Here is a 14,273-nt window from a genome sequence, read left to right as displayed (position 1 = left end):
ACTCCCTCCCAACGGATGAGTGGGAGTGCGCCCGCCCTGGGCAGAGTGCGAGGCGTGTTCCACGATCCCGCCGACGACACGCCGCGCTGCGCCACCTGCGCGCACCCCCGCGCCGTGCACGAGCACAACCGCCCTGGTACCGACTGCGGGCGCTGCGGGTGCGACCGCTACCGCCTCTCGGTGCGTGACTTCGTCGCCCACCTCGTGGCGCGTCGCGGGACGCCGCTCGCCGTCCGCTCCTGAACCGGCCGGGCGCCGCTCGCCGTCCGCTCCTGGACCGGCCGGGCGCCGCGAGCCGGACGGGTGGCCCGCTCAGGCGGTGAACACCACGTGGAAGGCCTCGGCCAGCCGCCCGGCGGGCAGGCCGAAGCGGGACGCGGTCTGCCGCATCCAGCCGCCGACGAACGCCTCGAGGTCGTCGCGGTGGCTCACCTGGGTGACGTGGCTCCTCAGTGACTCGAACTTCAGCTCGACGACGTCGGTCACGTCGACGGCGTGGTCGGCGCGCGGACTGGCGGTCAGCCAGACCTCGCCCACCGTGCACGCCTCGAGCTCCTCCTCGGCGAGCAGCTCGGGGAAGGCGAACGGGTTGCGGGCGTCGGGGTGGACCGCCCGCAGGGCCGACTCGCCGACGGTCATGTGGTCGGGGCGGCTGGCGCCGATCCGCTCGTGGAACCGCTCCGGTGAGCTGGTCAGCACCCGATGCGGCTGGACCTGCCGGATCACCCGGCTGATGTCGCGGCGCAGGCCCGGGGTCAGCTCCAGCCGGCCGTCGGGGTAGCCGAGGAAGCGGACGTCGGTGACGCCGACGGCCTTCGCCGCCGCCTCCTGCTCGGCCCGCCGCAGCGGCCCCATGTGCTCGCGGGGGTCTCGTCGAAGCCGCCCGCGTCGCCGTCGGTGACGATGAGGTAGGTGACCTCGGTGTCGGCCGCGGTCCAGGTCGCCACGGTCCCGGCGCTGCCGAAGTCGACGTCGTCGGGGTGGGCGAGCACGCACAGCGCGCGGTCGACGGACTCCGCGGGACGGCGGAGCAGCGGCGAGGTCACCCGGCCGAGCCCGGGTCGCCCGATGGCGCCGGCGCAGCGGACCGGGTCGGACCGGATCTCCCTCTCCCGGGTCATGCGGCCGGAGGCCTCGGACGCCGATCTCAGGAGGAGAGGGCGAGCAGCGCCCGGAGACGAGGGGCGACATGGGCCGCGATCCCGCTCAGCCGACGGCAGTCGCGCGCACCGTCGTGGTCGGTGCGGCCGCGGTGGTCCTCGCCTGGGCCGCGGCGAGCGTGTGGCTCCCCGAGGGCGTGGTCTCCCGGGCGGTCTCCGACCTCGCCCAGCTCACCGCGGCCGCGGCGGCCACCGGGACGACGGCGTGGCGGGCCGTCCGGTCCGCCGGCCGGCTGCGCGCGACCTGGGCGGCCTTCTCGCTGGCCTGTGCCGGCTGGGCCGCCGGCCAGGCGTACTGGACCACGGCGAGCCTCTCCGGCTGGTCGGTCCCCTTCCCGTCGATGGCCGACGCCGGCTTCCTCGCCTTCCCGCTGTTCGCCGCGGTCGGCCTGCTGCTGCACCCCGCCGACGACGGCGTGCGTGGCCGCCGGCAGCGGGCCTCCGACGCGATGATGACGTCGGCCGCCGTGGGGCTGGTCAGCTGGCAGACCGCCCTCGAGGCCGTGGTCGCCGAGCGCGCGACCAACGACCCGTTGGAGACCCTGCTCCTCGTCGCGTACCCGGTCCTCGACGTCCTGCTCGTCGTCATGACCGTGCTCACCCTGGCCAGCAGCCGGCGCCGCGGCGCCGACCTGGTGCTCGTGGGCGCCGGGCTGGTGGGGCTGAGCGTCTCGGACAGCGCGTTCGTCTTCCTCCAGGCGACCGGCACCTACGACGGCGGCCTCGTCGACGGCGGCTGGGTCCTGGCCTTCCTCGCCCTCTGCGTGGCGGGTGTCCTGCGCGGGCCCGGGACGCCCGGCGGAGCGGTCCGGGCGCCCGGCCGGGGCGTGCGCACCACCTTCCTCCCGTACGTGCCCGTGGCCGTGGCCCTGACCAGCAGCCTGACGGTGACCCTGGTCGGGCGACCGCTCGGCCGGGCGGAGATGCTCCTGGCGACCGTCGTCATCGCCCTGCTGCTCACGCGCCAGTGCGTGGCACTGCGGGAGAACGTCCGGCTGGCCGACGAGCTGGCCGCGCGGGAGGCGATGCTGCGCCACCAGGCCTTCCACGACGGTCTCACCGGGCTGGCGAACCGGGCGCTGTTCCGCGATCGGCTGCACCACGCGCTGCAGCTGCACACCCGCGACCTGCGCCCGGTCTCCGTGGTGTTCCTCGACCTCGACGACTTCAAGGTCGTCAACGACACGCTGGGGCACGCCACCGGCGACGAGCTGCTGGTCCAGGTGGCCGAACGGCTGCGGGAGGCGGTGCGCGCCGGCGACACGGTGGCCCGGCTCGGCGGCGACGAGTTCGCCGTCCTCCTCGAGGACGGCGCCGACACGCCGGCCACCACGGCGCGCCTGCTCGAGACGCTCCGGGCGCCCTTCTCCGTCGGCGGACGCTCCCTGCTGGTCCGGGCCAGCGTCGGTGTCAGCACCCTCGGGGCGGCCGATGCCACCGTGGACGTCGACGAGCTGCTCGTCCGCTCCGACCTGGCCATGTACGCCGCCAAGCGCGCAGGCAAGGACCAGGTGGTGAGCTACACGCACGGCCTGAACCTCCTGGAGGTCGAGGAGGGCGAGCTGCGCGACCGGCTGTTCGCGGCCATCGCCGCGCGCGAGATCGGGCTCGAGTACCAGCCGATCGTCGAGTTGGGCACCCACCGGGTCGTGGCGCTCGAGGCGCTGGCGCGCTGGCGACCCGACGGCATCGAGGTCGGCCCCGACGTGTTCGTGCCACTGGTCGAGCGGGTCGGGCTCATCGACGAGCTCACCGTGCACCTGCTCGGTGAGGCCTGCGCACGGGTGGCCGAGTGGTCCGCGGACCGTGGCACCCCCGTGGCCGTCCACGCCAACGTCGCGCCGTCGTCCCTGGCCGCGCCGGCCTTCGTCGCGGCCGTCGGCGACCTGGTCACCCGGCACGGGCTGGCCCCGGGGCAGCTGGTCCTCGAGCTGACCGAGCGGTGCCTGCTCGACGACCCGGAGACGGCCGAGCGGGAGCTCGCCCGGCTCCGGGCCCGCGGGGTCGGCATCTGCCTCGACGACTTCGGCGTGGGCCAGTCCTCCCTCGCCCGGCTGCGGACGCTGCCGCTGGACTCGATGAAGGTCGACCGGTCGTTCCTCGGGCGCACCGACAGCGACCCGCGGGAGGCGACGCTGCTCGGTGCCGTCCTCCGGCTGGCCCGCGACATCGGCCTCCCGGTGGTCGCCGAGGGGGTCGAGCGCCCCGGGCAGCTCGCCACCCTGCGCGGCCTCGGCTGCCCCCGGGCGCAGGGCTACCTGCTCGGCCGGCCGGTCTCGGCCTCCGCCGTGCCCGGGCTGCTGGACGGGTCGGCGGTCCTGACCGGCTGACCGGGGAGGAGCCCGCGCAGCTTGTCGGGGTTGCGCACGATCAGCACCTGCTGGACCAGGCCGTCCACGACGACCAGGGACAGCGTCAGGAACGGCGCGCCCTCCGTCCAGACGACCACGCCCGGTGCACCGTTGACGTCCGCCACGTCGACGCGCAGGTCCGGGAGGACCAGGCCCTGCGCGGTCGTGGCCACCAGGAAGCGGGCCACCTTGTCCGCGCCGGTGATCGGCCGCAGCGCCGCCCGGGCCCGGCCGCCGCCGTCGCTCACCAGCACCGCGTCCGGCGCGAGCGCGGCCAGGAGCGCCTCGACGTCCCCACCGGCGCAGGCGGCGAGGAAGCGCTCGGTCACCGCGCGGTGCGCCGCCCGGTCGGCGTCGAAGCGCGGCTGCCGGGCCTGCACGTGCTCCCGTGCCCGGTGCGCCATCTGCCGGACGGCGGCCTCGCTGCGGCCCAGGGTGGCGGCCACCTCCGCGGCGGGCAGACCGAACACCTCCCGCAGCACGAAGACGGCCCGCTCCGCGGGGGTGAGCGTCTCCAGGACGACCAGCAGCGCGAGCGACACCTGCTCACCGAGCTCGGCGGCGTCGTCCGGGTCCGGTGGCGGCGCGGCGCCGGCGACCGGCGTGGCACCGGTGAGCAGCGGCTCGGGCAGCCAGGGCCCGACGTAGCTCTCCCGCCGGGTGCGGGCGGCGTCGAGCCGGTCCAGCGCCAGCCGGGAGGCGGTCCGCACCAGGTAGGCCCGCGGGTCGGCGACGTCGGACCGGTCGGCCGCCGACCAGCGCAGCCACGCGTCCTGGACGACGTCCTCCGCGTCGGCCACGCTGCCCAGCATCTGGTAGGCGACGCTGAACAGCAGCCGCCGGTGTCGGTCGAAGGCGGCCAGCGGGGCGGTCATGCCCCGGCCGGGAGCTCGCAGCGGTCCCGGAAGCCCTGGCTCGTGAGGCCGAGCGCGCTGTTGAACCGCGACCGGACGTTCTCCACGGCGACCATCATCGTGAGCTCGACCAGCTGCGCGTCGTCGAGCTCGCGTCGCAACCCGGCGACCATCTCGTCGGTCACGGCCGGTGGGGTGGCGGTCACGGCCTCGGCGTAGGCCATGACCTGGCGCTCGAGGTCGGTGAAGACGTCGCTGTCCCGCCACGTGGGGACGGCGCGCAGCTTGTCGGGGTCGACGCCCTCCTGGCTGCTGGTCCAGTAGCCGAAGTCCACGCACCAGGAGCAGCCGATCGCGACGGCCGACGCCATGACGGCGAGCGCCTTGAGCGTCCGGTCGAGCCGGCCCCAGCGGGCGAGCGCCGTCTCGAACCCCGCGTCGGTGACCAGGACCCCCGGGTGGTGCGCCATGGCGGCCAGCGGGTCGGGCAGCACGCCGTAGGTCCGGCGCGCGTACCACTCGGCGAGCCGGGTGATCGGCGTGCGAGGGGGGTCGAGCGGGATGCGTGCCATGGTCGTCGTCCTCTCCGTCGGGTGTGCTCATGGAGACGGGACAGCCGGCCCGGACGTGACACGCCTGCGCGGGGGTTCCGTGACGACGCCGTCCGGAGGAGCCTGGTCGGCCCGCGGGGGCCGGTTCCGGTGGTCCGCGCGGCGGGACCACCGGGGGAGGAGCGGACGTGGACCCGGACTTCCCGAAGACCCTGAGGCGGACGGCCGAGGTCCTGGCGGCGATGGGCGCGGGCGACCCGGCGCCCTACACGGCCCTGTGGGCCCGCTCGGACGACGTCACCCTCTTCGGTGCCTGGGGGCCGATCGAGAAGGGGTACGACGCGGTCACGACGACGTTCCAGTGGGTGGGGAGCCGGTTCAACGACGGGGCGCTCGTGCCCACCCACGACGTCGTCGAGGTCGCCGGCGACCTCGCCTACACGGTCGGGACGCAGCGCGGGACCGTCCGCGTCGACGGCGGTGAACCCCGACCCATGACCCTCCGGGTCACCCACGCCTACAAGCGGGTGGACGGCGAGTGGTGGCTGGTGCACCGCCACGCGGACTTCCCGCCCGCCGACCAGCGCCGCGGCTGACGGGGTCCGCTACAGGCGGCCGCGGCCCTGGCGCAGCAGCATCATGCCCAGGCTGGCGCCGTCGCGGCCGAGCGCGTCCTGGAAGCGGGCGAGCACCTGCTGCTCACGGGCGAGGGACAGCCGGGTGCCGCCGGCGGCGCGGCGCAGCTCGCCGATCTGCTGCGAGACGGCGAGCCGGCGCTGCACGAGCCGGATGATCTCGGCGTCGCAGTCGTCGATCTGCTCGCGCAGCTCGGCGATGCGGTCGTCGGCGTCAGCGGCGGCGGGGATCGTGGCGGTCATCGGGGGTCCCTCCGGGGCGGGTGGGAGGCCGTCGGACCCCGGGAACGAGAAACGCCCCGGGCTCCTCGGGCCCGGGGCGTCTGTTGCGGCGTGTGCTCAGCCAGCGGTGACGGACACCGGATCCCGGTGGCCGTAGTGAAAGCTGAGCGCGGCGAGCACGGCGGAGAGTCTACCACACCCCGGGGCGGGATGGCCACGGCGTCCCCGGGCGGGGTGTCGGGGCGGGTGGGGCGGTGCGTCCTGCGGCCCGGGGGAGCGTCACCCGACCGGCTTACAGTGATGTCGTCATGAGCAGCGTCCAGCAGGCCCTCCCCGGTACCGCCGCCCTCCAGCGCTCCGCCTCCGGCTCCGTGGGGCGGGAGCTGGACCGCATGCTGGCCGGTCTCAACGGGCCCCAGCGGCAGGCCGTCGTCCACGAGGGCAGCCCGCTGCTCATCGTCGCCGGCGCCGGCTCGGGCAAGACCCGGGTGCTGACCCACCGGGTCGCCTACCTGCTCGGTGCCCGCGGTGTGCAGCCCGGCGAGGTCCTGGCCATCACCTTCACCAACAAGGCCGCCGGGGAGATGAAGGAGCGCGTCGCCGCCCTCGTCGGTCCCCGCGCCCGCGCCATGTGGGTGTCGACGTTCCACTCGATGTGCGTGCGGATCCTGCGCGCCGAGGCGGCCAAGCTCGGCATGAAGTCGTCGTTCACGATCTACGACCAGGGCGACTCGGTCCGGCTGATGACGATGGTCGCCCGCGACCTGGACCTCGACGCCAAGCGCTACCCCGGCCGCAGTCTCGCCGCCCAGGTGTCGAACCTGAAGAACGAACTGGTCGACGAGGAGTCGTTCGCTCCCGTCACGGCACCGGAGAAGGTGCTCAAGGAGGCGTACACCCTCTACCAGCGGCGGCTGCGCGAGGCGCACGCCATGGACTTCGACGACCTGATCATGACGACGGTCAACCTGCTGCAGGCCTTCCCGGACGTCGCCGAGCACTACCGCCGCCGGTTCCGCCACGTCCTGGTCGACGAGTACCAGGACACCAACCACGCGCAGTACGTGCTGGTCCGCGAGCTGGTGGGCACCGGCGAGGGGCCGGTGCCGCCGGCCGAGCTGTGCGTGGTCGGCGACGCCGACCAGTCGATCTATGCGTTCCGCGGCGCGACGATCCGCAACATCGACGAGTTCGAGCGCGACTACCCGGACGCGACGACGATCCTGCTGGAGCAGAACTACCGCTCCACCCAGCGCATCCTCAAGGCGGCCAACCAGGTCATCGCCAAGAACACCGGCCGCCGTCCGAAGAACCTCTGGACCGACGCCGGGGACGGCGAGCTGATCGAGGGTTACGTCGCGGAGAACGAGCACGACGAGGCCGCCTGGGTCGCCGAGCAGATCGACGCGCTCGTCGACGAGGGGCAGGCCACGCCCAAGGACATCGCGGTCTTCTACCGGACCAACAACGCCTCCCGCGTCTTCGAGGAGGTGTTCATCCGCGTCGGCATGCCCTACAAGGTCGTCGGCGGGGTGCGCTTCTACGAGCGCAAGGAGGTCCGCGACGCGCTGGCCTACCTCAAGGTGGTCGCCAACCCGGCCGACGTCGTCAGCCTGCGCCGGGTCCTCAACACCCCCAAGCGCGGCATCGGCGAGCGCGCGGAGACCTGCATCGAGAACTTCGCCGACCGGGAGCGCGTCGCCTTCGCCACGGCCCTGCGGCGGTGCTCGGAGATCGGCGACCTCGCCACCCGATCGCTCAAGGCGATCCAGGACTTCGTCGCCCTGCTCGAGGAGTTCGAGCGGCTGGTCGAGACCGGCTCGGGGCCGGCCGCGCTGCTGGAGAGCATCCTCGACCGCACCGGCTACCTCACCGAGCTGCAGGCCAGCACCGATCCGCAGGACGAGGGTCGGGTCGACAACCTCAACGAGCTCATCTCGGTGGCCGCGGAGTTCGAGGCGGCCAACCCCGGGGGCTCGGTCACCGACTTCCTGGAGCGGGTGTCGCTGGTCGCGGACGCCGACCAGATCCCCGTCGCCGGGGACGACGCCGGCGTCGTGACGCTGATGACGCTGCACACCGCCAAGGGCCTGGAGTTCCCGGTCGTCTTCCTCACCGGCATGGAGGACGGCGTCTTCCCGCACCTGCGCGCGCTCGGCGACCCGAAGGAGCTGGAGGAGGAGCGGCGACTGGCCTACGTGGGGATCACCCGGGCCCAGCAGCGGCTGTTCCTCTCCCGGGCCACGGTCCGCACCAGCTGGGGGCAGCCGGCCTACAACCCGCCGTCCCGCTTCCTCGACGAGCTGCCCGGCGACACCGTGCACTGGGCGGGGAAGGAGCCGGTCCCGGCGCCGAGCACCGGGTACCGCTCCGCGCAGCAGCGGGTCGCGGCCACCGGGCTCTCGACCGGTGGGCTCCGTGGCGGGGCGGGCAACCGGGCGGTCATCTCCGTCGAGGTCGGCGACCGCGTCAGTCACGACGCGTTCGGCCTGGGCACCGTCGTCGAGGTCACCGGCGCGGGCGACAAGGCCCAGGCGACGGTCGACTTCGGCTCGGGCGGCACGAAGCGCCTCGTCCTGCGCTACGCCCCCCTCGTCAAGCTCTGACGCGGTCGGGCTGCCGGACGACCACGCGGCCCACCCTGCCCTGCGGGCGTTCCTCGCGCACTGCGGATCCTGCAGCACACGCAAGGGACGAGGAACCCCGGCAGTGCGGCAGGATCGGGACTGGCGGGCCGAGCAGTCGACGCCGGTGAGGCGGGGCGCTGCTGCCGCGGTGCTCGGCACGGTCTTGCGGTGTTGCACCACCGCAAAGGCGAGCGAGACGTCGCAGGAGGCCGGGTGGGCTCCGGGTGAGCTCATGTGCCCACCGAGTGCGTCGTGAGGGCGGAGCCCGTTCCGGTCAGAGAGTGACGCCGCGCTCGGCGAGGTAGGCCTGCGGATCGATGGGCCGGCCCGTCATGCCGCCGCGGTGGATCTCGTAGTGCAGGTGCGGCCCGGTCGACTGGCCCTCGTTGCCGACCTTCGCGATCTCGTCGCCTGCGTGCACGATGTCACCGGCGCGCACCGAGTAGTAGCGCATGTGGCCGTAGACGTGGACGTCGCCGTCGGCGTCCTGGATGTAGAGCGCGTTGCCGTAGCCGGAGGCGGCGCCGGCGCGGATGACGACGCCGTCCACGGCGGCCACGATCGGCGTGCCCAGCGGAGCGGCCAGGTCGATGCCCCAGTGCATCGCGCCCCACCGCGTGCAGAAGCAGGTGCTCATCCGGCCCTGGGTCGGCAGGACGGTCTTCGGCTCGCGGGCGGCCCGGGACGCGGCGAGCTCCCCGAGGCGGGCCTGGGCCTCGGCCTCGGAGATGCCGCGGCGCACGCCGGCGTCCTCCATGTCGCTGATCAGGCCGACGTCGGAGGCGGTGCCGAGGCCGTACTCGGCGGCGCTCACGCTGATCTCGGTGGCGTCGGACCCCAGCGCGCTGGGCAGGGCGGCGACCACGGCGCCGGCGACCAGCGCGGCGAGCCACAGCGGGCCGCGCCTGCCCGGCGGGCGGGGGACCGCGCGGCGGCGGCCGGGCGTCCCGGCGACGTCGTCGGTGGCCGCAGCCGGATCGGACGCCGGGACGGCGGGGACGGGCTCCACGGAGGAACGCGGGGCCGGGACGACCGGACCCCGCTCACGGTCGGTCCTGGGTCGCTCCAGCAGTGCGGGCCCGGTCTGCGGGGTCACGGAGCACCTTCTTCGTCAGCGACCCTCCCGACCGGTGCCCGCGGGGGCACACCGTCGGGGGAGCGACGGCGGATGAGACGTCCGGTGCGGACGTCCGCCGGCGGGTGCCGGCGCCGTGATCGGACCGTAACGATCTGTCAGGTCACCGACGGTCAACGACACTCCGTGTCGCTATGTCTGCAACCTGTGATCCGCGTGGGCCGTCGCGCAGACGCCGGCCGCGGCGGGGGAGCGGCTCAGGCGACGGCGGTCGATGCCGGTCGCAGCGGCCGCGGGGTGCGCACCCCGGCCAGGGTGGCGGCGACCTCGTCGAGCACGCCGCGGTGGAACGGCAGGGAGGTGTGGCCGACCCCGCGGACGAGCACGTTGCGCGCCCGGAGGTCCGGGTGGTCGCAGCGGCCGGCGGACGTGGGGATGACGACCTGGTCCAGGTCGCTGTAGACGGCGGTCACCGGCGTCCGGACGCCGGGCGCGGGCTCGGCCAGCTCGCGGAGCACCCGCGACCCGGGGCGCAACTGGCGGACCAGGGGCGTGGGCAGCAGGTGGGCCAGGACCGACCCCTGGTGCGGCGTCCCGAGGGTCACCAGGTGCTCCACCCGGCGGTCCCCGCCCTGGCGCTGGACGTGGTAGCGCGCGATCAGACCACCCAGGCTGTGCCCGACCACGTGCACCCGCTCGTGCCCGGTCTGCTCGCAGATCCGCTCGAGGTGCGCGCCGAGGTCCCGGGCGCCGCGGGCGACGTCGGACAGCAGGGGGCTGTAGTTCCAGGAGCAGACGTGGGCGAACCCGCGCCGCCGGAGACTGCGGCGCATCACCGCGAAGATCGAGTGGTTGTCGACCAGGCCGTGCACGAGGACGACGGGAACGCGCGCGGCGAGCGGATCGGCGGCGAACAGGGCCCGTACGTCGGGCGGCTGGTCGCCCGGACGGCACCGCGGGTCGAGGCGCAGCGGGTCGGTGCGCGCGCCCAGCGGGTACATGAGCACGTGCGCTCCGACGAGGGCCAGTTCGGTGATGCCGCCGGTCAGCGCGGTGCGGGTCACCAGGGAGCGCAGCCCGCTCCGTGGCGTCCGCGGCTCGGTGGCGATCGTGTGCGAGGCTGGTCCGGACTCCGGGTCGCCGAGTGGGCGCATCTGTCTGTCCCTCCCCGTTCGTGACCACCGGTGGAGCCCGGGTTGGACGTCGGCCGGTGGTGACAACCGCCCTCAGTCATGCCCGGTTAACCCGACGGTAAAGCTGCCGTGTGACAGCCGTCACACGACGACGCCGCGCCGAGGCCGGATCGACGCCGGTTCGTGACCTACCCGACGAAGGGGGAACCGTGGCCGCCCGCGATGGCTCCACCCGAGACCGCGACCGTGCCCGGGCCGCCGGTCCCGACCGGGACGGCGCCCGCCCGGTGCCCACCCGGGACCGGACGGCCGCCGCCCGCCGCGCCGGACCCCGCCGCCCCGCCACCCCGGCACGGGTGGGCCCGGCCGACGGCCTGGTCGTCGGCGACGTGCCGGTGGTCGCCCGGGTGTGCGGGGTGCTGCTCGTCCTCGCCGGTCTCGCCGGGATGGCCGGCGCCGTCCCGACCTACCTGGTCGTCGGCGGGCAGCAGCTGGCCCAGGCCGGTGGGTTCGGCGGGGCGCTGGTCGTGCTGCTCACCCCGGTCGTCAGCGCGGTCGTCGGCGGGGTCCTCGCCGCGGGGCGGGTCCCGCGCCTGGGCCTGGCCTACGCCGGGATGGCCGGCGCCCTGGACCTCGGCCTGCTGCTCATCGAGGTCTACCGGTCCCGCACCTCGACCGTCCGTCCGGCCGTGGAGGTGCTGGCCGGCCGCGAGGTCCTGACCAGCTCGGTGGAGATCGGCGCCGGGTGGGTGCTGGGCGCGGTCTCGCTCGGGCTCACCGTGCTGGCGGGGCTGGTCTCCGCCGTCGCCTGGGGCCGCACCGTCATGGAGGACGGCGGCTCGCTCGACCCCGTCCGCCCGACCCTGGCCGGGATCGCCACACTCCTCGGCGTGGGCACGGTGCTGTGCCTGGTGCTGCCCGCGGCCGACGTCCCCGACCGGCTGGTCACCGACCCGGCGACCGGCATGCAGACGGTCGTGGAGCAGGACGGCCCCCAGGGTCTGCTCGAGCGGCCCGGGCTGGCGTTGCTGGGCGGCCTGCTCCTGGCGGGGGCGCTCGTCCTGTGCTCCGTGCTGGCGCCCTCTCTGCGGCCCCGGCTCGGCGCGGTCGGCGGCCTGCTGGCGATCGCCGCCGTCGTCCTCTCCGCGGCGCTGTCCGGGCTGCGGGACGCCGCCGTCTCCGACGAGCTGGAGTGGACGCTGCCGGGCGCCGGGCTGCTCGTGGCCGGGGTCGGCTACGCGGCCCTGACCGTGCTCGCCTGGCGGCTGCGCCGCCCGCCCTCGATGGCCTGAGGCGGCCCTGGCGGGGACGCGACTTCCGCTCTGCAGGATCCTGCTGGCGCCCGCTGTGATGCCGACCACGGCTCCCGGTGCCGGTGGGACGACGGGGTCGGCCGGGCGTTACCGTGCTCCTTCGTGGATCTCTTCGAGTACCAGGCCCGTGACCTCCTGGCGTCGCACGGCGTACCCGTCCTCCCCGGCGGCGTGGCCGAGACCCCCGAGCAGGCCGAGGCGATCGCCCGCGAGATCGGGACCACCGTCGTCGTCAAGGCCCAGGTGAAGACCGGCGGCCGCGGCAAGGCCGGCGGCGTCAAGCTGGCCGACGACCCCGAGGACACCCGGGCTCGTGCCCAGGACATCCTCGGCCTGGACATCAAGGGCCACATCACCCACCGCGTGATGGTCGCCCAGGCCAGCGACATCGCCGAGGAGTACTACTTCTCCTACCTGCTCGACCGCGCCAACCGCAGCTTCCTGGCCATGGCCAGCGTCGAGGGCGGCATGGAGATCGAGCAGCTCGCCGTCGAGCGCCCCGAGGCGCTGGCCCGCATCCCAGTGGACGCCACGGTCGGCGTGGACACCGCCAAGGCCGCCGAGATCGTCGACGCCGCCGGCTTCCCGGCCGAGGTCCGCGACCAGGTCATCGCCATCGCCGTCCAGCTGTGGGACACCTTCAGCAAGGAGGACGCCACGCTGGTCGAGGTCAACCCACTGGCCAAGGCGCCCGACGGCACGGTCCTCGCGCTGGACGCGAAGGTCACCCTCGACGACAACGCGCGCTTCCGGCACCCGCAGCACGAGGAGCTGGAGGACACCGCCTCGGCCGACCCGCTCGAGGCCGCCGCGAAGGAGAAGGACCTCAACTACGTCAAACTCGACGGCGAGGTCGGCATCATCGGCAACGGCGCCGGGCTCGTGATGAGCACCCTGGACGTCGTCGCCTACGCCGGTGAGGAGTTCGGCGGGGTCAAGCCGGCCAACTTCCTCGACATCGGCGGCGGCGCCTCGGCCGAGGTCATGGCCAACGGCCTGCACATCATCCTGTCCGACCCCGCCGTGAAGAGCGTGTTCGTCAACGTCTTTGGGGGCATCACCGCCTGTGACGCGGTGGCCAGCGGCATCGTGACGGCCCTGCAGCTCCTCGGTGACGAGGCGACCAAGCCGCTGGTCGTCCGGCTGGACGGCAACAACGTCGAGGAGGGCCGGCGGATCCTCGCCGAGGCCGACCACCCGCTGGTCACCCTGGTCGACACGATGGACGGCGCCGCGCGCCGGGCCGCCGAGCTCGCCGCCTGAAGACCGCCCCTCCACTCCTGAGACAGGACTCCCAACAGATGTCGATCTTCCTCAACGAGAACAGCAAGGTCATCGTCCAGGGCATGACCGGCTCCGAGGGGCGCAAGCACACCCAGCGCATGCTGGCCTCGGGCACGTCGATCGTCGGCGGGGTGAACCCCAAGAAGGCCGGCCAGAGCGTCGACTTCGAGGGCGCCAGCGTGCCGGTGTACGGCTCGGTCGCCGAGGCGATGAAGGAGACCGGCGCCGACGTCAGCGTCATCTTCGTGCCGCCGGCCGGCGCGAAGGCCGCCGTCATCGAGGCCGTCGACGCCTCGATCGGGCTCGCCGTCGTCATCACCGAGGGCATCCCGGTGCACGACTCGACCTCCTTCTGGGCCCACGCCCAGGGCGGCGCCACCCGGATCATCGGGCCGAACTGCCCCGGCCTCATCAGCCCCGGGCGGTCGAACGCGGGCATCATCCCCGCCAACATCACCAAGCAGGGCAAGATCGGGCTGGTCAGCAAGTCCGGCACGCTGACCTACCAGATGATGTACGAGCTCCGCGACATCGGGTTCTCCACCTGCGTCGGCATCGGCGGCGACCCGGTCATCGGCACCACGCACATCGACTGCCTCCAGGCCTTCCAGGACGACCCGGAGACCGAGGCCATCGTGATGATCGGTGAGATCGGTGGGGACGCCGAGGAGCGGGCCGCCGACTTCATCAAGGCCAACGTCACCAAGCCGGTCGTCGGCTACGTCGCCGGCTTCACCGCGCCAGAGGGCAAGACGATGGGCCACGCCGGTGCGATCGTGTCCGGCTCGGCCGGCACCGCGCAGGCGAAGAAGGAGGCCCTCGAGGCGGCCGGCGTCCGCGTGGGGAAGACCCCGTCGGAGACCGCGCGCCTCATGCGCGAGATCGTCGGCTGACGGAACGACTCGCCACGCCGGTCCCGGCCGGTGCCGCCGCTGCCCGGCGACCTCCGCGAGGTCGCCGGGCAGCGGCGTCTGCGGGGGGACTCGATACCGTCACGGGCGGGGAAGCGCAGGCGCGCCGCGTTGCCGCCCGTCTCGGCCGCTGTCCAGGATGCGGTCAGTGATCACG

At 74.3% G+C, this 14,273-nt stretch carries 12 protein-coding genes and 1 pseudogene; 7 read left to right on the top strand and 6 right to left on the bottom strand.

The features are described 5' to 3' along the window. Positions 1 to 54 precede the first annotated feature (54 nt). Positions 55 to 243 carry a hypothetical protein gene (locus ACI782_RS10805; protein WP_456908956.1) on the top strand — a complete coding sequence of 63 codons (189 nt, stop codon included), beginning with the start codon at positions 55 to 57 and terminating at the stop codon, positions 241 to 243. 69 nt (positions 244 to 312) lie between these two features. Here ACI782_RS10805 and ACI782_RS10800 read toward each other — a convergent pair. Continuing rightward, positions 313 to 1,121, bottom strand: a pseudogene (locus ACI782_RS10800) (PIG-L deacetylase family protein). A 68-nt stretch (positions 1,122 to 1,189) separates the two neighbouring features. Here ACI782_RS10800 and ACI782_RS10795 point away from each other — a divergent pair. Further along, positions 1,190 to 3,490: a putative bifunctional diguanylate cyclase/phosphodiesterase gene (locus ACI782_RS10795; RefSeq protein WP_456908954.1), complete on the top strand. Its 2,301-nt coding sequence runs from the start codon at positions 1,190 to 1,192 to the stop codon at positions 3,488 to 3,490. Here the strand turns inward: ACI782_RS10795 and sigJ are convergent. Then, a complete protein-coding gene (gene sigJ / locus ACI782_RS10790) occupies positions 3,415 to 4,386 on the bottom strand; it encodes an RNA polymerase sigma factor SigJ (protein ID WP_456908952.1) in 972 nt (323 codons plus the stop codon). The two genes, ACI782_RS10795 and sigJ, sit on opposite strands and share 76 nt — an antisense overlap. After that, on the bottom strand, positions 4,383 to 4,937 hold the full coding sequence (locus ACI782_RS10785) for a carboxymuconolactone decarboxylase family protein (protein WP_456908950.1): 555 nt from the start codon (positions 4,935 to 4,937) through the stop codon (positions 4,383 to 4,385). The genes sigJ and ACI782_RS10785 overlap by 4 nt, the downstream gene beginning before the upstream one ends. Before the next feature lie 167 nt (positions 4,938 to 5,104). On the opposite strand from ACI782_RS10785, the gene ACI782_RS10780 reads away from it, so the two are divergent. Then, positions 5,105 to 5,512: a YybH family protein gene (locus ACI782_RS10780; protein WP_456908948.1), complete on the top strand. Its 408-nt coding sequence runs from the start codon at positions 5,105 to 5,107 to the stop codon at positions 5,510 to 5,512. 9 nt (positions 5,513 to 5,521) lie between these two features. Here the strand turns inward: ACI782_RS10780 and ACI782_RS10775 are convergent, their stop codons facing one another. Next, positions 5,522 to 5,794 (bottom strand): chorismate mutase, encoded by a 273-nt coding sequence (locus ACI782_RS10775; RefSeq protein ID WP_456908946.1) that lies wholly within the window; start codon positions 5,792 to 5,794, stop codon positions 5,522 to 5,524. Between the two features lie 287 nt (positions 5,795 to 6,081). On the opposite strand from ACI782_RS10775, the gene pcrA reads away from it, so the two are divergent. Next, positions 6,082 to 8,379: a DNA helicase PcrA gene (pcrA, locus tag ACI782_RS10770; RefSeq protein WP_456908944.1), complete on the top strand. Its 2,298-nt coding sequence runs from the start codon at positions 6,082 to 6,084 to the stop codon at positions 8,377 to 8,379. Between the two features lie 295 nt (positions 8,380 to 8,674). On the opposite strand, the gene ACI782_RS10765 is transcribed toward pcrA, so the two are convergent. Together ACI782_RS10765 and ACI782_RS10760 are read right to left on the bottom strand one after the other, a co-directional pair. Then, a complete protein-coding gene (locus ACI782_RS10765; RefSeq protein WP_456908942.1) occupies positions 8,675 to 9,409 on the bottom strand; it encodes a M23 family metallopeptidase in 735 nt (244 codons plus the stop codon). 323 nt (positions 9,410 to 9,732) lie between these two features. Continuing rightward, on the bottom strand, positions 9,733 to 10,629 hold the full coding sequence (locus ACI782_RS10760; RefSeq protein WP_456908940.1) for an esterase/lipase family protein: 897 nt from the start codon (positions 10,627 to 10,629) through the stop codon (positions 9,733 to 9,735). A 188-nt stretch (positions 10,630 to 10,817) separates the two neighbouring features. On the opposite strand from ACI782_RS10760, the gene ACI782_RS10755 reads away from it, so the two are divergent. From ACI782_RS10755 to sucD, 3 genes are all read left to right on the top strand, one after another. Beyond that, on the top strand, positions 10,818 to 11,900 hold the full coding sequence (locus tag ACI782_RS10755) for a hypothetical protein (RefSeq protein WP_456908938.1): 1,083 nt from the start codon (positions 10,818 to 10,820) through the stop codon (positions 11,898 to 11,900). Positions 11,901 to 12,023: 123 nt separating this feature from the next. Continuing rightward, positions 12,024 to 13,184, top strand: a complete 1,161-nt coding sequence (sucC, locus tag ACI782_RS10750; protein WP_456908936.1) for an ADP-forming succinate--CoA ligase subunit beta — start codon at positions 12,024 to 12,026, stop codon at positions 13,182 to 13,184. A 38-nt stretch (positions 13,185 to 13,222) separates the two neighbouring features. Next, on the top strand, positions 13,223 to 14,098 hold the full coding sequence (gene sucD, locus ACI782_RS10745) for a succinate--CoA ligase subunit alpha (RefSeq protein WP_456908934.1): 876 nt from the start codon (positions 13,223 to 13,225) through the stop codon (positions 14,096 to 14,098). Positions 14,099 to 14,273 lie beyond the last annotated feature (175 nt).

The sequence above is a fragment of the Geodermatophilus sp. SYSU D00703 genome (genome assembly GCF_054050155.1).
This window is presented reverse-complemented; position numbering and strand designations above follow the sequence as displayed.

Bases quoted from the DNA above. Each gene is read 5' to 3' on its own strand.
- ACI782_RS10795 (WP_456908954.1), top strand. From the start codon at position 1,190: ATGGGCCGCGATCCCGCTCAGCCGACGGCAGTCGCGCGCACCGTCGTG.
- sigJ (WP_456908952.1), bottom strand. From the start codon at position 4,386: ATGACCGCCCCGCTGGCCGCCTTCGACCGACACCGGCGGCTGCTGTTC.
- ACI782_RS10785 (WP_456908950.1), bottom strand. From the start codon at position 4,937: ATGGCACGCATCCCGCTCGACCCCCCTCGCACGCCGATCACCCGGCTC.
- ACI782_RS10775 (WP_456908946.1), bottom strand. From the start codon at position 5,794: ATGACCGCCACGATCCCCGCCGCCGCTGACGCCGACGACCGCATCGCC.
- pcrA (WP_456908944.1), top strand. From the start codon at position 6,082: ATGAGCAGCGTCCAGCAGGCCCTCCCCGGTACCGCCGCCCTCCAGCGC.
- ACI782_RS10760 (WP_456908940.1), bottom strand. From the start codon at position 10,629: ATGCGCCCACTCGGCGACCCGGAGTCCGGACCAGCCTCGCACACGATC.
- sucD (WP_456908934.1), top strand. From the start codon at position 13,223: ATGTCGATCTTCCTCAACGAGAACAGCAAGGTCATCGTCCAGGGCATG.